Source organism: Radiobacillus kanasensis (assembly GCF_021049245.1).
In the GTDB taxonomy this organism is placed as follows: domain Bacteria; phylum Bacillota; class Bacilli; order Bacillales; family Amphibacillaceae; genus Radiobacillus; species Radiobacillus kanasensis.
On the sequence record NZ_CP088020.1, the window covers coordinates 680,166 to 702,505 of the forward strand.

Annotated in this window: 25 protein-coding genes and 1 tRNA gene; 12 read left to right on the forward strand and 14 right to left on the reverse strand. The window is 38.5% G+C overall.

The window, feature by feature from the left end; genetic code table 11:
- Positions 1-15 precede the first annotated feature (15 nt).
- Positions 16-657 (forward strand): class I SAM-dependent methyltransferase, encoded by a 642-nt coding sequence (locus KO561_RS03540; protein WP_231095777.1) that lies wholly within the window; start codon positions 16-18, stop codon positions 655-657.
- A 130-nt stretch (positions 658-787) separates the two neighbouring features.
- A complete protein-coding gene (locus KO561_RS03545; protein ID WP_231095778.1) occupies positions 788-1,270 on the forward strand; it encodes a tetratricopeptide repeat protein in 483 nt (160 codons plus the stop codon).
- Between the two features lie 207 nt (positions 1,271-1,477).
- On the opposite strand, the gene KO561_RS20380 is transcribed toward KO561_RS03545, so the two are convergent.
- The 6 genes from KO561_RS20380 to KO561_RS03570 form a co-directional block, all read right to left on the reverse strand.
- Positions 1,478-1,609, reverse strand: a complete 132-nt coding sequence (locus KO561_RS20380) for a hypothetical protein (RefSeq protein ID WP_269140689.1) — start codon at positions 1,607-1,609, stop codon at positions 1,478-1,480.
- 377 nt (positions 1,610-1,986) lie between these two features.
- The gene (locus KO561_RS03550) at positions 1,987-3,255 is read right to left on the reverse strand and encodes a glycosyltransferase family 2 protein (RefSeq protein WP_231095779.1); all 1,269 of its coding nucleotides are present in this window, start codon (positions 3,253-3,255) and stop codon (positions 1,987-1,989) included.
- A 219-nt stretch (positions 3,256-3,474) separates the two neighbouring features.
- Positions 3,475-4,146 (reverse strand): ABC transporter ATP-binding protein, encoded by a 672-nt coding sequence (locus KO561_RS03555; protein ID WP_231095780.1) that lies wholly within the window; start codon positions 4,144-4,146, stop codon positions 3,475-3,477.
- A complete protein-coding gene (locus KO561_RS03560; RefSeq protein ID WP_231095781.1) occupies positions 4,139-5,272 on the reverse strand; it encodes an ABC transporter permease in 1,134 nt (377 codons plus the stop codon). The genes KO561_RS03555 and KO561_RS03560 overlap by 8 nt, the downstream gene beginning before the upstream one ends.
- Positions 5,269-6,492 carry an ABC transporter permease gene (locus KO561_RS03565; RefSeq protein ID WP_231095782.1) on the reverse strand — a complete coding sequence of 408 codons (1,224 nt, stop codon included), beginning with the start codon at positions 6,490-6,492 and terminating at the stop codon, positions 5,269-5,271. The genes KO561_RS03560 and KO561_RS03565 overlap by 4 nt, the downstream gene beginning before the upstream one ends.
- Positions 6,493-6,510: 18 nt before the next feature.
- Positions 6,511-8,091, reverse strand: a complete 1,581-nt coding sequence (locus KO561_RS03570) for a DUF6583 family protein (protein WP_231095783.1) — start codon at positions 8,089-8,091, stop codon at positions 6,511-6,513.
- Between the two features lie 678 nt (positions 8,092-8,769).
- On the opposite strand from KO561_RS03570, the gene KO561_RS03575 reads away from it, so the two are divergent.
- Positions 8,770-9,351: a DUF6434 domain-containing protein gene (locus KO561_RS03575; protein WP_231095784.1), complete on the forward strand. Its 582-nt coding sequence runs from the start codon at positions 8,770-8,772 to the stop codon at positions 9,349-9,351.
- A gap of 125 nt (positions 9,352-9,476) precedes the next feature.
- On the opposite strand, the gene KO561_RS03580 is transcribed toward KO561_RS03575, so the two are convergent.
- Positions 9,477-9,549: transfer RNA gene (locus KO561_RS03580), tRNA-Ala, on the reverse strand.
- Positions 9,550-9,716: 167 nt separating this feature from the next.
- Between KO561_RS03580 and KO561_RS03585 the strand changes: the two genes are divergently transcribed.
- Positions 9,717-10,076 carry a VOC family protein gene (locus KO561_RS03585; protein WP_231095785.1) on the forward strand — a complete coding sequence of 120 codons (360 nt, stop codon included), beginning with the start codon at positions 9,717-9,719 and terminating at the stop codon, positions 10,074-10,076.
- Positions 10,077-10,357: 281 nt separating this feature from the next.
- Positions 10,358-11,755, forward strand: coding sequence for an NADP-dependent glyceraldehyde-3-phosphate dehydrogenase (locus KO561_RS03590; protein ID WP_231095786.1), 1,398 nt, complete (start codon positions 10,358-10,360; stop codon positions 11,753-11,755).
- A gap of 452 nt (positions 11,756-12,207) precedes the next feature.
- On the opposite strand, the gene KO561_RS03595 is transcribed toward KO561_RS03590, so the two are convergent.
- Positions 12,208-12,759: a GNAT family N-acetyltransferase gene (locus tag KO561_RS03595; RefSeq protein WP_231095787.1), complete on the reverse strand. Its 552-nt coding sequence runs from the start codon at positions 12,757-12,759 to the stop codon at positions 12,208-12,210.
- Positions 12,760-13,105: 346 nt separating this feature from the next.
- Positions 13,106-13,999: a TIGR01777 family oxidoreductase gene (locus tag KO561_RS03600; protein ID WP_231095788.1), complete on the reverse strand. Its 894-nt coding sequence runs from the start codon at positions 13,997-13,999 to the stop codon at positions 13,106-13,108.
- Positions 14,000-14,076: 77 nt separating this feature from the next.
- Here KO561_RS03600 and recX point away from each other — a divergent pair, with 77 nt between their 5' ends.
- On the forward strand, positions 14,077-14,901 hold the full coding sequence (recX, locus tag KO561_RS03605; protein ID WP_231095789.1) for a recombination regulator RecX: 825 nt from the start codon (positions 14,077-14,079) through the stop codon (positions 14,899-14,901).
- Here the strand turns inward: recX and KO561_RS03610 are convergent.
- Both KO561_RS03610 and KO561_RS20385 read right to left on the reverse strand, forming a co-directional pair.
- Positions 14,898-15,443, reverse strand: coding sequence for an HAD-IIB family hydrolase (locus KO561_RS03610; protein WP_331000857.1), 546 nt, complete (start codon positions 15,441-15,443; stop codon positions 14,898-14,900). The genes recX and KO561_RS03610 overlap by 4 nt on opposite strands.
- Positions 15,413-15,673: an HAD family hydrolase gene (locus KO561_RS20385; RefSeq protein ID WP_269140690.1), complete on the reverse strand. Its 261-nt coding sequence runs from the start codon at positions 15,671-15,673 to the stop codon at positions 15,413-15,415. Before KO561_RS20385 ends, KO561_RS03610 begins: the two co-directional genes overlap by 31 nt.
- 161 nt (positions 15,674-15,834) lie before the next feature.
- On the opposite strand from KO561_RS20385, the gene KO561_RS03615 reads away from it, so the two are divergent.
- Positions 15,835-16,170: a YfhH family protein gene (locus KO561_RS03615; RefSeq protein ID WP_231095790.1), complete on the forward strand. Its 336-nt coding sequence runs from the start codon at positions 15,835-15,837 to the stop codon at positions 16,168-16,170.
- Positions 16,171-16,193: 23 nt separating this feature from the next.
- Here the strand turns inward: KO561_RS03615 and KO561_RS03620 are convergent, their stop codons facing one another.
- Together KO561_RS03620 and sspK are read right to left on the reverse strand one after the other, a co-directional pair.
- Positions 16,194-16,352 carry a YpzG family protein gene (locus KO561_RS03620; RefSeq protein WP_231095791.1) on the reverse strand — a complete coding sequence of 53 codons (159 nt, stop codon included), beginning with the start codon at positions 16,350-16,352 and terminating at the stop codon, positions 16,194-16,196.
- Positions 16,349-16,510, reverse strand: coding sequence for a small acid-soluble spore protein K (sspK, locus tag KO561_RS03625; protein WP_231095792.1), 162 nt, complete (start codon positions 16,508-16,510; stop codon positions 16,349-16,351). The genes KO561_RS03620 and sspK overlap by 4 nt, the downstream gene beginning before the upstream one ends.
- Before the next feature lie 400 nt (positions 16,511-16,910).
- Here sspK and KO561_RS03630 point away from each other — a divergent pair, with 400 nt between their 5' ends.
- On the forward strand, positions 16,911-17,177 hold the full coding sequence (locus KO561_RS03630) for a YfhJ family protein (protein WP_231095793.1): 267 nt from the start codon (positions 16,911-16,913) through the stop codon (positions 17,175-17,177).
- Between the two features lie 72 nt (positions 17,178-17,249).
- Here the strand turns inward: KO561_RS03630 and KO561_RS03635 are convergent, their stop codons facing one another.
- Positions 17,250-18,224, reverse strand: a complete 975-nt coding sequence (locus tag KO561_RS03635) for a metal-dependent hydrolase (RefSeq protein WP_231095794.1) — start codon at positions 18,222-18,224, stop codon at positions 17,250-17,252.
- A gap of 54 nt (positions 18,225-18,278) precedes the next feature.
- Between KO561_RS03635 and mutY the strand changes: the two genes are divergently transcribed.
- From mutY to KO561_RS03655, 4 genes are all read left to right on the forward strand, one after another.
- Positions 18,279-19,382, forward strand: a complete 1,104-nt coding sequence (gene mutY, locus KO561_RS03640; RefSeq protein WP_231095795.1) for an A/G-specific adenine glycosylase — start codon at positions 18,279-18,281, stop codon at positions 19,380-19,382.
- Positions 19,383-19,532: 150 nt separating this feature from the next.
- Positions 19,533-19,694 carry a gamma-type small acid-soluble spore protein gene (locus KO561_RS03645; protein ID WP_231095796.1) on the forward strand — a complete coding sequence of 54 codons (162 nt, stop codon included), beginning with the start codon at positions 19,533-19,535 and terminating at the stop codon, positions 19,692-19,694.
- A 248-nt stretch (positions 19,695-19,942) separates the two neighbouring features.
- Positions 19,943-20,470: a nucleoside tri-diphosphate phosphatase gene (gene ntdP / locus KO561_RS03650; RefSeq protein WP_231095797.1), complete on the forward strand. Its 528-nt coding sequence runs from the start codon at positions 19,943-19,945 to the stop codon at positions 20,468-20,470.
- Positions 20,471-20,551: 81 nt separating this feature from the next.
- A complete protein-coding gene (locus tag KO561_RS03655; protein WP_331000823.1) occupies positions 20,552-22,303 on the forward strand; it encodes an ABC transporter ATP-binding protein in 1,752 nt (583 codons plus the stop codon).
- The last annotated feature ends 37 nt before the right edge of the window (positions 22,304-22,340 follow it).

Consider the following 22,340-nt stretch of genomic DNA (forward strand, 5'->3'; position numbering starts at 1 on the left):
TAAGGGGGACTCGATATGAAGTTGTATTATAGCGAACGTGCAAAGGAATATGAAAAAGTATATTTTCGAGAAGGTGCTATCCGACAACAAGAACAACTAATGATTAGGGGTAAATTGGAAATTGTTTTTAGAGAAAAGAATGTCTTAGAAGTTGCTTGTGGAACAGGTTTTTGGACTCCGTTCGTAGCTGATGTTGCTAAGCATATTACTGCTATCGATTTTTCAAATGAAGTTCTTAATATAGCAAAAGAAAAAAAATACAACAAAAATAATGTCCTATTTACACAAGGAGATGCATACCAGTTGAGCGATATTGCGGGTGTTTTTGAAGGTGGATATGCAAATTTCTGGTTTTCCCATATACCTAAAAATAGAATCACTGATTTCTTAAAGCAATTACACGAAAGACTTGGTAAAGATTCCGATGTTTTTATGACGGATAATATGTACATGAATTCTATTGGTGGTACTTTAATAAAAAAAGATAATGATGAAAATACTTATAAGATAAGAACTCTTGAAAACGGAAAGCAACATGAGATATTGAAAAATTATTATGATAAAAAGGAACTGGAAGAAATATTTTCACCATATTCTAATAATCTTGAAATACATATAGGGCAATGTTTTTGGTGGTTATCATATACAATAAAATAGCTGTCGATGTTCAACTAACTGGTGCTTTAATACAACAATGAGATTGTCAAAATGGCGGTCTTTTATTCTATATCGCAGTAGAGTTTAATAAGGGATGTCTGGAAATAAAGTGCGAGAAAGGAGCCTAAATATGGAGACAAAATGGGAAACTGTTGTTATGAATGGATGGGAAAATAAAGATGATGAGACTAAACTAATAGAATATTTCTTGGAAGTTGTAGTCAAATATCCAAACTCAGCAAGGGCAAAATTTGAATTGGCTAACGCTTATGATTTTACGGGACAAGAGAATAAGGCAATTCCACTATATGAAGATGCAATCAGTATAGGTCTTGATGCCGAGTATGAAGCATATGCCTTATTACAATTAGGTAGTTCTTTAAGAAATGTTGGCAGAATAGACGATGCTATAAGAATATTATCTGATGCTGAACAACGTTATTCTGAATTCCCTTCTATCTCAATGGTTCTGGGTATGGCTATGCACGATAAAAATAGAAATGCAGAAGCATTAGGAATAACTCTAGATGTGATCTTAAGGCATGTTAAAACTTCCGATATAGTACGGTATAGAGTGGCTTTAGAAAACTACATTAAGGATATTAATTCATAGACATTGTTATTGCATGAACGGGGTGCTTATCTTCAACTAGAATTCATTCATCTTTAGGGTTGAAAGGTATAAAAAAACGGTTTCGATATTAGAAAACGGCTTCAATAGCATCTGTATCGATATTGATATCAACACCAATTTTATCAATTATTAAGCTGCGTAATGTGCTTTTACCGCTTCCGTTATTACCTGCAAACATAAAAAAAATTAAGATTCACCATCTTTTTTTAGAGGAACAGTATCACCATTAGGAAATTCTTTTACAAGTTTACCATTATTTTCATATACGAAATATGTGTTGTTTGCTTTTGCTTTAATTCTAGCACGTTCACCAGTCATTTTAGCCCATTTACTTAACCATTCATATCTTCTTTTTGTTCATTGGTTTGTTCTTCTAACATAAGCAACACCACCTTTAATTAAATTATAAGATAATTAACATAATTAATTAGTTTCAACAACACTTTGTGATGAAACTCACTTAAACTATTGGGGGCTTATCTTGAAGAAGGTACAGCACATTAATCCATTGAATCGGACCAAGGGTTTTGAGTGTTAAGATGTGTGTTTAAAGACGCTGGGAAACCATATGCTATTTGTGTGATTTGATGTTTTCTCCACAGTAAGTGACTACTTATCTTAACAAAGAATTGCATTTCCGCTATTTCATTTATAAATGTTGTAACATACCTGAACTGCAATGTGTAGAGCAAATTTCAAAGAGATCGTAAGAAATCCTTCCATGTTGCATCATTATTTTTGGTAATACTCTCGCCATGTTCACGGACATTATAGACGGTAAAATCGTGATACTGAGAGGCAGAACTTTTGATTAAACGACTTAATACGCTTACGTCTTCATATAACCTCCCGTCTTCAAAGTCAAGAACAGGGAATCCTCCAATTCCTTGCAAGGCATAAGTTCTGTATATTCTAGGTCCAAGAGGGAAGCGGTATCTTAGTAAATCTTTTTTTCCGCTGACGCTCCTTCCTTTGGCTACACGCTTAAAAAGAACATCTCCAGCTACCTGCTTCCATTTTCTCAGATTGCCATATAGAACAGATATTTCTTCGGTAAGGTCTGATAAGTGTTCTTTTATAACGGATGCAGCATCTGGATCCAGCCAATCATCCGCATCAAGCTCCAATATAAAATCAGATTTTACATAAGGAAGTAGCTGATTTAATGCCCGCGCTTTTCCACCATTTTCTTTACGAAACACTTGAACATGATCTATTTTATTCCATTGAAGAAGATTGGCAAAGGAGTTATCAGTAGACCCATCATCGATAATGAGTATTTGTTCAAATGGTTCCTTTTGTAATAGGCATGACACAACGGCTGTCTCAACGTACTTCCCCATATTGTAATTCGAAATCAAGACAGAGATGGTCGGATTATCCGAAATAGACTTTTGGAGCTGATATTTCTGTACCAATTTTTCCTTTTCAATGACATTAGCGGAATTACGTATTCTTGATTGCCTCACTACTTTCTCATTGAATAGTTGCAACGATGGCTCTATATTTGAAAGCCAAGCAGGAAAAAGAGCCTCTTTGAAGGGTAATTGGATGTTTGTGTAAAATGGTTTCTCCTTAAGAACAGAAGTAAGCACTAGAATAGGACGGTGAATGGTAATATCTCGTTTGTAATAGAAAGTGTTTAAGACAGCCTTTGGATGTGGAAGGTTCAGGCTTTCACTTTGTAAAGTAGGAGAAAGGTAGTCCGTACTTTGAAGAAATAATAGATAAGGAGTGGATACTTTTTGGATGGTTTCGTTCAGTGTTTGTCCTAAATCGCCGCCCTTTATAGAGATATACTCATGTTGTATTAGCTTGTTTTGGGTTGTATGGGTATCCAAGGTATCTTCTGTAAGAATGAAAGCGGAACTTATTCTAGAACTAAGTTTTTCTAAAGAGTGTAAAGCTTTATGTAAGTTGGACTTATCCGAATAATTAACTAGTATAGCTGTTATATCTTGCATGGAATATCCTCCTTCATCGCTATTTTGGTCATATAGGATACTTATGCATGCTTTTTTTCATTGATTACACTATACAAGACATAGGTTTACTTACACATGTGTAAGTAAAGTTAGGAAAAATGGCTTCGTATTATAGCACACCGTTAAAATACCCTCCTCCAATTAATAAATACGTTCGGAGAAGGGTATTTGGTAGTGAAACGGTTCAAATATACGATTCTATAAGACTTTCACCTTTTTACCACTCTTTTCAAGTAGTTCCTGATAAAATGGATCCTCTCCAATACAATACACCCTGTCACACAGGGTTTTGATTTCATCCATATCATGGGATGTGTAAATCACTATTTTCCCTTCATTTTTAGCTAGTTTGAGTAGGTGATTCCCTATCTCTGTCCTAGACTTTAAATCAATTCCGACAGTTGGTTCATCCAGCAATAAGACATCGGGGTCATGAATGAGACTGATGGCTAAGTTTAATTTTCGCTTCATTCCTCCTGAAAGGGATTGAGTCTTTTCCTTCCAACGATCTAGCATCATGTCTAAACATAGCTGTCTACAAGCTTCAGGTGATTTATTTACCCAAGACAATTTTTCAAAAAACTTCATATTCTCTTCCACGGTAAACTCATCCCAAACGGCTATATCTTGAGGAACAAACCCGATTCTCTTTCTTACTTTTTGTACATCTATACCATATTGCAAGTCGTCAAGTGTTACGTTCCCTTTGGAAACAGGAAGTAATGTTGCAAGAATATGGAGCATCGTTGATTTTCCTGCTCCATTTTCGCCGACTAATCCAACCACTTCACCGGCTTTTATCTCAAAAGAAACATCTCGTAAGACTTCCTTTTTTCCGTATGCTTTCGTTAAGGATTCCACTTTAAGCATGGAACTTCTCCTTTCTCCAGTACCAAGTTAAGTAAACGAGTAGTAAAATAATGAACCAGCTACTTAGTATCTGTTTGTCTATGATTGGTTGTATTGGGCTGAGGTGACTTACCCATGGCCAGCGCCTTATTAGACCATCAATTGGAACTAGTGCACCCCCGGTAATGGATACGAAAAGGGAAACGGCTAATGCAGATACATAAAATAAAAACGTTGTGTGAAAGCAAAGAGCTAATAGAAATGCTCCTAGACTAATCGTTAGACGAAAGAACAGAATAGAAAGCAAAAGGTTAAGATTAATAGTTTCATCAAAGAAGATAGCTAGAATTCCAATATTCAATAAGTCAAAGAGAAGAAACAGAGCCAAATAAAGGAACCAATTTCTAACGAGATAATCTTTAAACCTAATTGTTAAGAGGGATAGTCTATTCCTAATGGCTGATTGATTTTCTTTAATGACCCAATCAAATAGGAAAAAGGTGGCCAGTATGGAAAAGAAGGACCATATTCCCCATACATTCCAAATAGATTGATCGTTATCAGGATCTGATTTCTTTTCGCCTAAAAACGAAAAGCTCGTACGTAATAATGCTTCGTCTTCTTGAATCTGTTTGCTCGTACTTACTATCTCTTCCCAGGTCCAATTTTCGTCTGTTGAATGAGATCGGACTAGTTCTTGAATCGTGTAAGCAGCTTTGGACCTACCTGCATCTTGTTGGACAAAAGAGCTAATCGTTTCTTTTACTGGTGAATAGGCAAATGACATGTCGGATGCATACGCCGTAATAAGTCGGTTCCTTCTGTTTCTTTGAATGTCTTCTTGATATCCATCTTGAATGACGAATACGCTATCAAGTTCGTGCTGCTCCAATTCCAGGAGAGCCTGTTGGATATCTAGCTCCTTTACTCGAAGTAGTGGAGTATCTTTTATGGATGTTACAAGCTCTTTGGCCATGGGTGAATCATCTTCGACCACGAGGCCGATAGGCACTTTCGTATCTTGTTGCCATTGGTTTGAGAAAAATAAAAATAAACTGGTGGCTATAATCGGTAGCAAAAGCCAGCAAACGATACTTTTCCACTGTTTACGCCAATGTAACCAGCGGGTTAATAGGGTGGACTTCATTCTTTCCATCGCTCCTTCCAAATAGAAAAAGCTATTAGCATACAGACACTTGCACTAGCCGTTAGGAGGAGCACGGTATAATCAACAAACATACGTCCCTTCAAGGTTACTTCCACCATCCAATCAAAAGCTTGTGTTGAGAAAAGAAAGGGAAGGGCTGACTGGATTTTTTCTGGGAAATACAGTGTTGGAAGGATTGCTCCACTCAATAGTAATATTAATCCAACCCAAAGTATTTGTAATAACAACGTTAATTTTTTGGAACGAATGAGTATGTCTATACTTGAAAAAACAGTTAGTAAAAGGACGATATATAAAAGAACAAGGCAAGCAATGCGCACGTAGTCGATTCCGTAAAACTCTATGTTCAAGGTAGAGACTAAAATAGCAAAACCAATCATTGCTAAACCAAAACCATATTGTAAGGAAACGAAGATACGGGAGAGAGCACGTTGTAAAATCGTCGTTCCGTATAAAAGCATTCGTTTTCGCATAGCAGAGCTCTCTTCTCTACCTAAAAGAATATAAATACTAAAACTCCAAATCGTGATGAGGGAAAACCAGCCGGATAGTGCGTAATATTGATAGGGAGAAGAGGTAGTAAGATTCGTTACAACCTTTTCCTGGACGATTTTATCTTTGGAAAGTGTATAGATTAAAAACTGTTTAAATTGATCCAAAAGCATTTGTTGTCGATCGTCTTTAGCGATAGGCAGCTGTTTGGCATATTCGTTTATCGTTAAGATATTTGCTTGAGCAGAAGCAATATATCTTGCCATACTCTCTACCAGTTCTTTAATCATATAGCTTTCTATAGGATTGTTTGGATTGCCGATGATAGGGATATCGACAGGTTTTCCGTTGTATAAATCATCCGTAAAGTTTTCTGGGAAGGTCAGGTAGGCACTTGCTTTTCCTTGCTTTACCGCCTGTTTCGCTTCCGATTCAGAAAAACTATTAATATGTATAAATGGACCTAAGAGTGATGCTTTCTCTATAACGCTTACCAGCACGGTTGTTTCTTCCGATTGATCAAGATCAACTAATCCAACTTGGATAGGTTGTTCCTCTGAAGGTGAAAAGAGGGAAATCAAAATAACTAAAAATAGCCCTATTAAAAATATAGGGAAAAGAAGAAGAAGAGGAAGGGACCTCCACTTCCTCTTCAATTGTTTATGATATTGTCTCGTAAAAAAGCCAATTCGTTTTAGTGTTAACATATCAAACACTTCCGTTCACTAAAAACCATTCATATTCGTACCAGTACCCATGAGGGATCCATAAAACTCCATCATCCATTGTCGAAATTTAGGAGTGAAATCCTCCATAATATAAGTTTGTATTTCCTCTACACTCATGGAACCTAAATCAACTACTTCATTGGAATCTGTTGGTATATCAATACTTTTTACTAATTTTGCATCTGTATTAACATGTAAACTAAATAAGTCAGCGCTTATTTCTTGGCTAGTCAATGCGAAGCTATGCTCTGCATTCATTTTATCCTTCTCATAAGTAGAAGAGCCTTCCCATATTAGTTCCATATTAGACTGAGGAGAAAGTTCATTGTTAAGGGAGATTGTTCGGTTAAATTCTCTCGTACCGTTATCAAGGCTTTCTTCTCCATTATAGGATAATTCCATATCACCCGATGTTATTTTAATGTTGTCTTTTGCTTTATTGTCTTTCCAAGATAGATCACCTGTCAGGGTTAATGTGATTTCCTCCATTTGATCTTTCAATGCTAGGTCATAATCGAATGTTTGTTTATCCTCACGTATCAATTGAGTACCAGTAAGTTTTAGTTCCCCTAACTCTTCTTTTGATGAGCCCATTTTCAAGACAAAATCACGTTTTACAATAATGTCTTCTTCTACCCATAATGTTGATGTAAGGCCGTCCGGTATTTGGAGGTCTTTAAGTTCTTCACGAGCATCCGCAATTCCTGATTCAAAGTCTTCCAACATCTGTGTAAGCTGTGCTGCATTTGGATTCAGTGATGGATTTAAGCTAGCCTGATTCTTAAGCATTTCCTTTAACTTCTCATCTTTTTCGGCTTCCGCAAGCACTTTATCCATTATATCTTTTACCTGCTTCTCGGTAAGAGAAAGTGTTATTTTGGTTGCTTTAATGCTTTCGCCATTGACATCAACAGACTCATCCTCGGATGTAAAAGCATCTTTTGGTAGTTCCTCATAAATCATCTTTAAGTATGTATCTTGTATGTGTTTAATGTCGTCTTCATTTAATAGGTTTTGATTAAAAAAGGAATCAAAGTTAATTTCCTCTTCACCTGTAAACGTAACTGGATCGAATTTATGCATCAACTCGCCAAAGTCACTCTCTTTTATTTGTAGGAACTTATCGAGAAATGGTAAAGATGCCATCATCTTATCAGAAGTTAAATATACGTTCACATCTTCAATCTTCATTTCAGCAATATTAGCACTTACTTCCAAGGCCATTTCTTTTTTCTCGGGATCGATGCTGTTCTTTAGTGTTATGGTAGAATTATTTATGATTTCTTCCGCTCCATACATCCCGTTACCTAATGGGCCATTATATTCTCCTGAAAATTCAACCGTGGATTCACTTGGTTTCTTTTTTACCTCTTTTGACCACGCAAGCTCATCCCCATAACGGTCTTTTACTACTTGTTTCATTTGGTCCCATGTCTGTGATTCTGCCTTAAAGTATTGTTCCTTTGCATTCTCTTTCAATAAAGCAGCTGCTGAGATACTTGCACCGACAACTATAACAATTGCCAAAAGCACAATCATTATTACTTTCTTTGGAAATCCCTTACCTTTGTTCTCCACTACATTACCCTCTTTCTTTTTTTTGATCATATGTTGAAGGTGTTAAAAAACCTTTCATTCAAATAAAAAAATCATGGTTTTTCAACAATATCCTGTAACATACTCACCTTTTTGGAAGATTACTAGATTACAATAATTTCCTTGTTCTTTTTACTACTGTTCCGAGAAAAAGTCAAATCATGTTAAAAAATATGGTGAAAAATCATTATGAAGCCGAGATATTTTTCGGGAAACTATACTATAAATAATAACTATTGTTAAGTTACTTTTGAACTATTTTTAGTGGTTCTTTATTCCTTTTTTTGTATGTTGGGAAGTAGTTATTTATGAATGTGGGTATTTGGGATGAAAAATAATAATTTTATCAGTTCGTGTTGATATTTGTTGAGGAATAGTTATAGAAGTGGGATTAGATGAGACCGTATGTTTTTCCGGGTAAGTCGACGTTTTCCGAATCCGAAAATCATTATATGTAATCTAAACTGCGCTTATTCTTTTATATTTTAATAAAATGTGAATATTTGGGTTGATAAATTGTAAATTAGGGATTGCTTATGGGTCTACCAGGCGTCTATGCCGAGAAAAAATGATGGGAAAAGGGATAACTGCTCAACATTTTTGTGATAAAATAAATACAGAACGAATGTTCGTTATTGATTGTGCGAAGGAGTGTCATATTTGAGACCTATACTTACTAAGGCGATGAGTGTAAAAGAATTTAAAGACTTCTATTGGCTGAAGGAAGAGCTGCAGGCATTTTGTAGAAAAAGTGGATGGAGTGCATCTGGATCTAAGGTTGAGCTTGCAGAAAGAATTGAAATCTTTCTCAGTACAGGAAAGGTGGTAAAGCCATCAAGAAAAATCAAATCGACAATAAAACCTAAAGAACCTTTGAGTTTAGATACGGTTATTACAGAGAATCATCGCTGTAGCCAAGAAGTCCGAGCTTTTTTCAAAAGTGTCATAAGTCCGAAGTTTCACTTTTCCACTTACATACAGAATTATTTCAAAACGAACGTAGGAAAAACTTATCGGGATGCTGTACATGCATGGTACGAGGAAGAGAAACGAAAGAAGGATCCCAGTTATAAAAAGGAGATCGCTCCGCAATTTGAGTATAACCGATTCATCCGCGATTTCTTTGCAGATTCGAACAACAAGGGAAAAAGTCGAGAGCGAGCAATAGAAGAGTGGAACAGGATTAAGAAGTTGCCGGGGAGCAATGAATATGTATCAAGTAATTGTAAGGAACCTCGATAGATTGAGGCTTTTCGTTTACAAAGGCATGTCCTGTTACTCTCCTGAAACACAGACTTTTGCAACAATAGCGGATCCTATGTCCGCAAAAAGACGCAGCCAAATGGCCGCGCCTTTAAAAATCTGGATGGAGCATAGCGGGCTCGAACCGCTGACCTCTACACTGCCAGTGTAGCGCTCTCCCAGCTGAGCTAATGCCCCGTGTATTTATTTTCACTGGAGACTATATTGTATAGTCTCCAGTTATAGCTTGTCAATCCTCTGTTTTCAAGGAAATTCTTACTTAAACAACAGTATTCAAATACTCATTCATAGTTTACATTATAGATAAAGACCCTACTATAAAAAGTTAATAGGAGGAAACTAAGATGTCAGAACTATTCAAGCGAATTGATACAGTGTTTTTGAAAGTGAAGCATTTTGATGAAGCTGTAGAGTGGTATGAAAAGATTCTTGGCTTTGAGGTAAGGTGGAAAATAGACGAAGGTGGCATTGCAGCTATGGAAATCGGAGAAACGCCCCTTACGTTAATGAGAGCTACCGAGGGCTTCCGGCCAGTGGAGGAACCTCAGTTTAACTTTTATGTATCTAATATACATAAGGCATATAATCATTTAAAGTCCCATGGGATAGAGGTCATGGAAATCATCGATCACGGAGATTTGGAAACGTTTGATTTCAAAGACCTTGATGGAAATGTGTTATCAGTCTGTTGCTTTGAAGAGTGAAAAATGCACTTAAAGAAATCGCTTCCATTTATGGAGCGGTTTTTATTGTTGACAATAATGAATATTTAAACTAAAATTTGCATAATTAATCAAAATCAGATTGATTAATCTATTTTACAGAACGGAATTCGTTCTATTGATATTATTCTGAGATGAAATGAGCTCTTTTTGTTGCAATTCCTTTTCTTATGCCCTTTAATAGAAGTCACAACAAAAAATAAGCACTTTGTTGCCCAAAGAGAGAGAAGGGGTTTTTAAAATTTAAGGAGGAGATTTTTACAATGGCAATTGATACATTGTCAGAAACGATCAAAATCAAGTCACCGGTGAATGGGGAAGAGATTGGAGAAATACAATCCTTATCAAAGGACCAAATCGATGTCATCATCGACAAGGCTCAAGTAGTGCAAAAAGCTTGGGCGAAAACGCCAGTCAACCAACGAGCAGACTTATTATATAAATGGGCAGATCTATTGCTTGAAAGAAAAGAAACAATTGGTGAAATTATAACAAAAGAAGTAGGGAAACCGTATAAAGCTTCCGTAACAGAAGTGGAGAGAACGGTAGATTTTATTCGATATACGGCAGAGGACGGGCTACGCATGGATGGTCAATTGACTCGTTCCAATCAGTTCCCAAGTGATAGTGGATCGAGAATCTCCATGGCTTCTCGTAAGCCGGTAGGAATTGTTTTAGCCATTTCTCCGTTTAATTATCCGATTAACCTGGCAGCTGCGAAGCTAGCACCAGCTGTAGTAGCGGGAAATGCGGTTGTATTTAAACCAGCTACACAAGGTGCCTTAACTGGAAGGGCAATGCTAGAAGCCTTACAGGATGCAGGACTTCCTGAAGGTCTAGTAGCTTTTGCGACTGGACGAGGTAGCGTCATTGGAGATCATTTAGTACAGCATCCCGCTGTTAATATGATTTCGTTTACTGGTAGTACAGCTGTAGGAAGCGACATTGCCAAGAAGACAACAATGAAGTCCTTATCCTTTGAACTTGGTGGCAAAGACCCTGCGATTGTATTAGATGATGCGAATTTAGATCTAGCAGCAAAAGAAATCGTAAGCGGGGCATTTTCTTATTCCGGACAAAGATGTACGGCTATTAAGCGGGTACTAGTTATGGATTCTGTAGCAGATGAGCTTGTAGCGAAACTAAAACAGAAGATCGAGGGACTGTCTGTAGGGTCACCATGGGATAACGCAGATGTCGTACCACTTATTGATGAGAAATCAGCAAACTTTGTGAAAGAACTGATTGATGATGCGGTAGCAAAAAACGCAGAGACTGTGTTAGGTGGAGAGCAATTGGAAAACCTCATTCATCCAACACTTCTTGATCATGTAACGGAGGATATGCGAATAGCATGGGAGGAGCCATTTGGCCCTGTGCTTCCGATTATTCGAGTTGCTTCTAAAGATGAAGCTATTCGTATTGCCAACAAGTCTGAATATGGCTTGCAAGCTAGCTTGTTTACAGAAAATATAAACGATGCCTTTATTGTGGCGGATGAGATTGAAGCAGGAACGGTTCAACTGAACGGTAAAACGCAAAGAGGACCGGACCACTTCCCATTTTTAGGAACAAAAGGTTCTGGAATTGGGGAACAGGGGATTCGCAAAAGTATTGAGTCTATGACGGTTACGAAATCTGTTGTTTTAAATCTTCAATAAAGACAAAAAAACTCGACTTCCGATATTGGGAAGTCGAGTTTTTTAATGGATTGTTTCTAGCTCTCTATACCGAAAAAGGGGAGGAATCGGGTTAGAATTCACTTTGAGAAGAACAATCACTTATTCACAGTATTATCCACATATTAAAGGCTTTATACACATAGATTCAAAATGTTTATCCACGTTTTCCACAAGAAGGAATGGAGTTATTCACAAAAAATTATTCACACTAACATGTTTGATGGTTGTGTAGGTTGGAGTAGTTATCAACACTGTGCACAACCTTGTGGATAAGTTTTATTCACAAGCGCTTATTTTTTGCTTGTGGTATGTATATACCCGATTTGTTACCTCTAAAACACAGATAACGAAAAAAGAGTGCCTAAATTTACATAAAAAAAACCCCACTTGCGGAATCCGGTCAAGACCAGATTCCAGCATGAGTGAGGTGCTTAGACAACAGCTTCGTCTTCGCTGATATTCGCAACAAGTTCCCTGTGAATCATATACTGTTCTTTTGTGATTACAAACAAATCATAAACAGAGGAATCGCCATTAATCATGTCGTACACATCAGGATATAAAATGTTTCCGAGGGAAATGTAAGGGAGTTTGAGAGCGGCTTTTAAAGATCGAGTGTTTGTCTTTCTAATTTTGATAAAGACAGCTTCCATTTCGTGGCTAAGGAATAGTTCTTCAAGAAACTCTTCTTTGGCCATTTTATTATAGCCTTTTCCGAAGTATGGCTGCCCGATCCAAGTCGCTAAAAACCCTGATTTATTTTTTACATCAAATAAATTTATGGTACCTATAGGTTGATGATACTCATCCATAATTGTTCTAGAGATTAGTTCTCCGTTTTCTTCTGCCTCCATCGTTTGTTTCGTTAAGAAGTAGAATTCATCTAGAGAGTAAGCTTTATGTCTTACATATGGGAATACTTGCGGATGTGTCATTAGGTCGTATAAGGTAGGTGCGTCCTGCAACTCACGCTTTTTTAACATTAAAAAACCTCCCATTTTACGAGAGGATGAAACTACACTATAAGCTCAGAGCTCTAGTGCTGTTCAATCCCCCTCGAATTTTTATTTAGTAAAACAACAAAAATTCGGGGTGGGAATCGAACCCACTAGAACCAGTCAAACTGGTGGCGCACCATTTGCCTTCCCTATGTAAGTGCAAATATTATTTACATGAATATCTTACACAAAAAAATAAGAAATGCAAACATATTTTTTAACAAAAAAATCGACATTTTTTTGATGGGAAGGAAGCGGGATGTTGTCTGAAACGTCGGCTCTTGTTTGGTGTTGGTGAAAATCGTATAATTATGGCGAAAGAACAGGCTTTTCACCTACTATATATTTCCTTAAATGCTCCTTCTACATCTGGATAAATAAACGTATATCCATTTTTTTCTGCTACATCTGGTAGTACCTTTTGACCATCTAAAACAAGGGTGCTCATTTCTCCAAGTGCAAGCTTCAAAGCAAAGCTGGGAGCAGGCAACCAATAGGGGCGATGTAGGGCTTCAGCGAGCCTTTTACTTAACTCTTTATTTTGTAATGGACGAGGGGCTGTTACATTTAAAGGTCCATGGATTTGTTCCTGCTTAATCGCAAACAAAACCAACCCGACAACATCATCAATATGAACCCATGACATCCATTGCTCCCCAGAACCAACTTTTCCTCCGGTAAATAAACGGAAAGGGAGTGCCATTAGAGGTAATGATCCTTCTTGACCTAAGATAATTCCGAATCGAGCAAAAACCGTTCGAACACCAAGGTTCTCTGCTTGGCTTGCCGTAGCTTCCCAGCGCCTCACCACATTTGCAAGGAAATCGGAACCAGGTGTCGTCGATCCCTCCTTGAAGGTTTCGGCATAGGATGTTCCGTAATAACCAACCGCTGAGGCATTAATAAGAACTTTTGGTTTTTGGTCTGTCATCTTTATAAAGGAAAGAATCGATTCAGTAGCTTGAATGCGACTAGATAGGATTTTTTCTTTTTTAGCGGATGTCCAACGTCCAAATAAAGACTCCCCAGCTAGATTTACCACTGCATCTATCGGGGGTAATTTTCCTTCGTTAAGAGTATCCCAGCATACATATTGGACTTCTTTCGTACTAGCATATTGATGAGGGGACCTCGTTAAGATAAAAACTTGATTGCCTTTATGCACCAACGATTTCGTAAGCCTTTTTCCAACAAAGCCTGTTCCACCAGAAATCAGAATGTTCATTTCTTTCCCTCCACTCTTGTTTTTTACACAAAAAAACCGAACATATATGCTACAATTTGAACAAAGAGGTGAAGCTCATGGTGAAGATCGCGAAGATAACTGTTCAACAAAAAAATAAAAGTCGTTTTAATATTTTTATTGAAAAAGGTTCTAAAGCAGAATACGCATTTAGCGTGGATGAGGATATTTTAATCCAATTTCATTTACGAAAAGGCCAAGAACTGGACGAGCCAACCTTAAAACTTCTACATCGAAAAGATGAACAGCATAAGTTTTATAATCTAGCCATTCAATTTCTAAGCTATCGTATGCGTTCTCGCAAAGAAATCATCGATTATCTCGTTAAAAAGGAAATCGATCCAGAACAGCTACCCTTAGTAGTCGAACGACTGGTAAACGAGGGATTAATCGATGACCGTGAATTTGCAACAGCTTTTGTTCGGACGAGAATCAACACGACAACTAAAGGGCCGCTCTTATTAAAGCAAGAACTTAAAGAAAAAGGTGTATCAGCAGAAATCGCGGATGAAGCTCTCTCTATTTTTTCATTCGATAAACAGCTAGAATACGCCCGAAAATGGATTGCAAAAAAATTAAAGGTAGATAGTAAAAAATCCTTTCGCCATCAACAGCAGCAAATCCTGCAAACCCTTATGCAGAAAGGATTCCCACAAAGTGTCATCGTCGAAGCAACCAAAGACATTCATGACGGCAAGGACAATGACGATGAATGGAATGCAGTTGTTCATCAAGGTGAAAAGCTGCTTTGGAAATATAACAAAAAAGCGTCTGGCAAAGAGCTTAAACTAAAAATAAAGGCAGCTTTATTTCGCAAGGGCTTTGACCTAGATGCTATTGAACGTTTCTTAGATGAATATGTGACGGAACAGGATGCGTTTTAAAGAAAATAGCGAATGGCTTCATGAACATGGTCGACTGTGTGTCGAGCATGTTTTTTCACTTCATCACGAGCACCGGACATCGCAAAACTGTTCGGTGTCATTTGCATCATCGGTACATCATTAAAGGAATCCCCAATGACAGCAATTTCTTCTGGCTCCAAATCGTACTTGTCGAGCAAATACTGAATGCCACTTGCTTTACTAATCCCTTTTGGAAGAATATCCACGCAGTGCTCATCGGAAAGATAGCTTTCGATAACAGCGCCAAACCGGTCATCGACTTTCTTTTTCAATTCTAGAATTCGTTCTGTATCACCGGCGATGGATATTTTAGTAGGAAAAACTTTTGTTCCATAAAGGGTAATCAATTCTTTGTTTTCGACGAGCGGGAAAAAATGAGCTTCCTCAACCTGGTGCATTTCTTCGGTTTTTTTCGTGACATATAAATCGGTTGCTGTGGACACAAAGAAAAAATCATACTCCGCTTCAATCAGTTCGTGGATGTCTGTAATCAGTTGCTTTTCAAAAGTCCCTGAGTAAATGCTTTCGTTGTCTTATTAAACACGAAAGCACCATTTTGACTGACACGGTGACCAGTAATATCCATATCACCCATTAGCTTTACAATGTCACGATCAGAACGCCCCGTTGCGATAGCGAATTCTACTCCGTTAGCGATTAATTTTTTGATTTGTTTCTGGTTTTCTTCAGACACTCGTTTGTCTTCTTCTAAGAGTGTTCCATCTAAATCGGATACAAAAAGTTTAATCATATGTAGGTCTCCTATTTCTAATTTGTATATCCCAAACTACAGCTATTATACACAATATCCAAGATATATGTGGCTTGGTTGCATTTGACAATTCTCCTTATTTCTCTTTGGAGTGGGATGTTTGGTAGAATAAAACTAGAATGAAAATAGAGGTGTCTCCAGTGGAAAGAAGATATAGTGAACTAACCGTAGAAGAATTGCGTCAAGAGGTCGCAATGTTTAAAGAAAAAGCACAGAAAGCGGAACAGCTTGGTAATGTGAGCGAATATCAAATATTTCAACGCAAATTGCAAATGGCTTATGCGTACTTGTTAAACCCAGAAGAATTTAAAGCAGGGGAAACGTATGAATTAGAAGGAAGCCCCGGTCAGCACTTTTTAATTGATTACATAAATGGAGTGTTTGCATGGGGGAATCGCATAAATTTACTTGGACAAAAAGTGGAGAAAACAGAAGCGGTTCCGATTTCTCTTCTTGCAAAAAAAATCGAGAAATAAGGAAGGGGGAGGTCCCCCCTTCTTTATCTCTTGTATAGTGTGGTTGCTCTTCGTTCGAGGATAATCTCACCTTGAGATTTTTGCGTTTCACTATTTACTTGTGCCGAAGCATGTTTTCGTTTTGCGCGTGGTGACTGAAATGGATCTTGATATAAGTTTTTAAAGAATGGTTTTTTACTCATCCTTCAAACCTCCCAGAATTACGATGTGAAGACTGTTTCATACGCTGCTGCGGCTTCGTATTAATGGTACCATTCGCACGCATCGGACTGAATTTTGCCCTCGCACGTGGCATGCCGTCCATATCCTTTAATGGGAAATCCTTCTTTTTGTTACGCATTCGAAAACACCTCCATATGAAGTGGCATCAATGATGATGCTCTAATAGCATGTGTCAAATTTAGTTGTCTATGTAGGGAGAAAGCTGGCATGTCTTGGTATGGTGGAATTGCTTTGGATACGGCACGATTATTGCGTTGAACGCCCGGTCCGCGAGCACCGGAAAAAAATCCAAACGCCGAAAAAAATTGCCTGAGCGCCGAAATATCTTATTGAACGCCGAAATATGAAAATAAACGCCGGAATCCGGTCCGTGAGCGCCGGAAAAAATCTAAACGCCGAAAAAATAGCCCGAGCGCCGAAACATAAAAATAAACGCCGGAATCCAGCCCGTGAACGCAAAAAATTTAATCGCCAATAAATCAAATACCTTACGCAAACTAGAAAGGAGCCCACAAACCATGGATAAAATTTTCCAACGACTAGCCGACCAGCTCTACGCTAAAAATTCGCATGTCAACATCCAGGAAGCTCGGACAATTGTTGAGCTGCTTTGGGAGGACTTTGAGACAACACGAGCGAAGGCTGGCCGTGAATATGAGGGTAGTGAAACGACCGAAAAGATTGTTATGCGGTGGATTGAACAATATGGTCCGAACCTCCATGAAGTGGTTTTAAACAACCCGAAGTATGAAAAATACACGAAAAATAATAACCGATTGCATTAAAAAAAGGTGAACCAATCCTATAAGCCACCGCCATTACAATAGAAAAATGGCTGACAACTGCCAGCCATTTTTCTATTCAATAACTAGTTTACTTTGGAGTTTTTGCTCTGAAAAAATCCATCCAGTATAGGAACTGAGAATTCGTAAGTCATCATCGATTTTAACGACAGCTACAAAAGGATAATGTCCTTTCGTTCGGTATCGTAAATCGATAAAGCGGACTTCCGAATAATCGTCGTAATAATTAATTTCCCATCTATAGACAGGGGAGAAAGATAAAAATGCTGAAATGTTTTTATCTTTTTTCGCTTTTTTCACCAACGGATTTTGCGGTAACGGTTTGCGTGAGTATTCATCGACAATTTCAAGCTTTCCATTATTATAGCGACCAACATAATAATAATCATCTGTTGTAATAGCTAATCGCCATCTATTCTGTTTCATGGTCGGGGACGTTTGAACTTCGTGAACGTCTGGAAATTGCTTTTTAACGGCATGGACAATCTCTTGCTTATCCATATACCGTTTCAAATAATAGAGCACGAGGATAGAATATATAATGATCCATGTGAACCCAGGATCTGCTCCAAAAACCCAAGCCAGAATACCAATGACATGCATAGTAAAAATAGTTGGATCGAACGTATTGATAAACCCATATGCCACCCACCGATTCGAAAATGGTCGGAAGGCTTGGGTACCGTATGCATTAAATATATCGACGAAAACGTGAAGAATCACCGCGGAAAAAGTCCACAGCCATAAGTGGAGAAAGTCTACACCTGGTGCGAACGCATATATAAGGGAAGAAATCGCAATGCCCCAGAACAATACAGCTGGTACGGAGTGCGTGATTCCTCGATGGTGTCGTAAATAGACAGCATTACTTCTTAGTTTTAGAATAGTATCGAAATCTGGTGCGTGGGAGCCTGCGATGGTTCCAACCATGATTGCGTTAAACAAGGTTGGATCTGATTGTACAGCAGGGTCTAGGGTTGCCAAGCCGCCTAGAGCGACTCCCATCACGATGTGAGTCCCTGTATCCATAAAGGTCCTCCTTGTAATGAATTGTTTCATAATAAAACTATTGTATCATGAAGGATGAAGCACATGACAACGAATCAAATTGACCAATACCTTGAAAAAGTTGATATACCCACATTTAGAGATGAGCTCATCTCATGGTTTGAATCGGAAATGCGCGATTTACCATGGCGTAAGAATCAAGATCCTTACAAGGTTTGGGTTTCCGAAATCATGCTCCAACAAACAAAAGTAGATACGGTTATCCCGTATTTTAATCGATTTATTGATCAGTTTCCGACCGTACATGATTTAGCAGAAGCGGAAGAACAGCAAGTCTTAAAAGCATGGGAAGGTCTAGGGTACTATTCCCGTGCACGCAACCTGCAAAACGCCGTTCGTGAAGTCGTCACCAGCTATGAAGGAAAAGTGCCGGATGATGTTGAGCAACTTTCTTCCCTAAAAGGGGTTGGACCTTACACACAGGGTGCTATTTTAAGTATCGCGTATGGTCAACCAGAGCCCGCAGTAGATGGGAACGTGATGCGTGTTCTTTCTCGGATTTTACTTATAGATGAAGACATCGCTAAGCCAAAAACGAGAAAAATCTTTGAAGCCCTTATAAGAGAGTTAATTGACCCAACCAATCCATCCTATTTTAATCAAGGTCTTATGGAACTAGGTGCATTAGTATGTACACCAAAGTCCCCCTCTTGTTTACTATGTCCTGTGCAAGAGCATTGTGAAGCTTATAAACACGGGAGACAAGCAGAGCTTCCGATTAAAATCACGAAAAAGAAGAAGACCATGAAACGATATTGGACGCTTGTCATCGAAAATGCAGAAGGGCATGTGCTCATTGAAAAACGCCCTGATTCAGGTTTGTTAGCTAACCTTTGGCAATTCCCAATGATGGATCTGTCGGAAATCGATCGTGAGTTTACTAAGCAATGGGTAAATCAAGCTTACGGATTGTCTATCTCGATAGGAGACAAGCTTACCAACATCACGCATGTCTTCTCCCATTTAACTTGGGAGCTAGAAGCAGTGAGCTGTAAAACAGTCGAAAAACTTCCAGTAGAAACGGATCATCTACGCTTTGTGTCTAAAGAAGAAATAGATGAATATCCTTTCCCGGTTTCTCATCAGAAGGTGCGACAAATCATTATCGACGAAAAGTAATCAATGTTGTTATTTTTGCCCGTCTATCTTATATGTATACGATAATTCTTGTTCAAAAAGGGCTGTAGAAATGGAAAAAAATTCTCCGCGTTATTTTTGGATATCTCATTTGGTTTTGGGACAAATTAAAGGACGCGGAGGTGATATGAGATGGCAAAGAAAAAGAAAACACAAGCTGGTACTGACGTACAAGAAGTACAACGCCAAAACCAAGCGGCTGCTCAAGGCCAACAGTTTGGTACAGAGTTTGCTTCTGAGACTGATGCTCAATCTGTAAAACAGAAAAACAAAAAGTCTCAACAAAAGAAGTAACTCACTCATTTAATCCAACCCGATAATGAAAAAGAAGCTCTCCAATTACGTGGGGAGCTTCTTTTTGTTTTTTTGTACATATGTAGCGTTCGGGTGAATAGGGCCATGCCCAGCAACGTGAGCTTCACCCCGTGCGCTGCTCAACGCTTCTATACCCACAGCCTTTCATTTCCATTTACCCATTATTATCGTTATAATATTCTATAGATAACGTATAAAATCTTAACATTAAAAGAAAGGAAGATAGGATGGCTGGCCCAGCTCCAGGTTCTTTAATTCAAATACACAGCTATAAACACGATGGTCAGCTCCACCGGGTTTGGGATAATAGCTTAGTCCTTAAAGCAAATCGCAATGTCCTTATTGGTGCGAACGACAAGGCTTTGGTGACCGAAAGTGATGGACGAACTTGGGTAACGAGAGAGCCTGCTATTTGCTATTTTCATTCTAGATTATGGTTTAATATCATAGGAATGCTTCGCACGGACGGAATTTACTATTATTGCAATATTAGCTCACCATTTGTCTACGATGATGAAGCACTCAAATACATTGATTACGATCTGGATATAAAGGTTTTCCCAGATATGACTTTTACTCTACTAGATGAAGATGAGTACGAACTCCATAAAGCTCAGATGAACTATCCAGAGGTTTTAGACCGTATATTGAAAAATAATGTAGAGTATCTCATTAGGTGGATACGTCAACGCAAGGGTCCTTTTTCTCCCGAGTTCATCGACTCGTGGTATGAATTGTACTTAACCTATCGATAAAAGCATAAAGAAACTAGTTTTTCCTTGTCCCGTATCGGTGACAAGGTTTTATACTTTCTACAACAGGATGGGGTGGCAGAAGTGGAAAGCATGAAACGGTACATGCAATTTGTAAAACCGTATAAATGGAAAATTCTCATTACAGTATTAATCGGTATTGTGAAATTCGGAATCCCGCTCTTAATGCCGCTAATCGTAAAATATGTGATTGATAATATTATCGGAGCCAATGATCTAACGGCCGATGAAAAGCTATCACATCTCTTTTGGATGATGGGCGGGGCGTTTGTCATCTTTTTAGTGCTTCGACCACCGGTTGAGTACTACCGTCAATACTTAGCGCAATGGACGGGGAATAAAATTTTATTTGATATTCGTGATAAGCTGTTTGATCATATCCAACGATTGAGCTTGCGCTATTACTCGCAAACCAAAACGGGAGAAATAATCTCACGAGTAATTAATGATGTGGAGCAGACGAAAAACTTTGTTATGACAGGGCTCATGAATATTTGGCTTGATATGGTGACTATTGTGATCGCACTCATTATTATGGCGACCATGAATGTTTGGCTAACATTGGTTGCTATCGTATTATTCCCGTTCTACGGGTTATCGGTGAAAATCTTTTACGGACGCCTAAGAGAGCTTACACGCCAACGTTCGCAAGCTTTAGCAGAAGTGCAGGGGCATCTGCATGAACGCGTTCAAGGAATTCCTGTGACGAGAAGCTTCGCGTTAGAGGATTATGAGCAAGAGCAATTTAATAATCAAAATACGAACTTTTTAACGAAAGCAATTAAACATACAGAATGGAATGCGAGAACCTTTGCAGTGATGAATACGATTACCGATTTAGCCCCACTTCTCGTCGTAGGGTTCGCTGGTTACTTTGCGGTAACAGGTGATATTACAATCGGAACTATTGCGGCTTTTGTTGGGTACATGGATCGGGTATACAGCCCGTTAAGAAGGTTGATTAGCTCTTCTACAGTCCTAACACAATCGATTGCTTCGATGGATCGTGTTTTCGAATTTATTGATGAAGAATATGATATTGTCGATGAAGAAGGATCGCCGAAATTGGAACGAGTGAAAGGACATGTGTCCCTTGAAAATATATCGTTCCGTTATGACGATGACGAGGAGCTTGTACTCCAAAATGTTTCGTTGGATGTAAAGCAGGGGGAAACCATAGCCTTTGTCGGAATGAGTGGTGGCGGAAAATCAACACTAATCAGTCTTATCCCAAGATTTTATGATGTGACGGACGGGCGCATTTTGATTGATGACCAGGACATTCGCAGTGTGCAAGCAAGGTCCCTAAGAGATCAGATTGGAATGGTTTTACAGGACAACATTCTATTTAGTGAATCGATTGCGATGAACATTCGGATGGGGAAACCGGATGCGACAGATGAAGAAGTTATCGAAGCAGCAAAAGCGGCGAATGCACATGAGTTCGTCTCCAACCTCCCACAAGGCTATGACACGTTAGTTGGGGAGCGTGGAGTCAAGCTATCTGGCGGGCAAAAACAACGAATTGCCATTGCTCGTGTGTTTTTAAAAAATCCTCCGTTACTTATTTTAGATGAAGCGACTTCAGCCTTGGATTTAGAGAGTGAACACTTAATTCAGGAAGCGTTAGAAAAACTAGCCTCAGACCGAACAACGTTTATTGTGGCACATAGACTGGCGACCATTACACATGCGGATCGCATCGTTTTGATTGAAAACGGAAAAATAAGCGAGGTCGGTTCTCATTCGGAGTTAATGAAAAGAAAAGGTGGCTATTATAATCTCTATCAAGTACAACAGCTTGATGAGGACTAGGGAAATCCAACCAGGATTTCCCTTTTTCGTTATAATA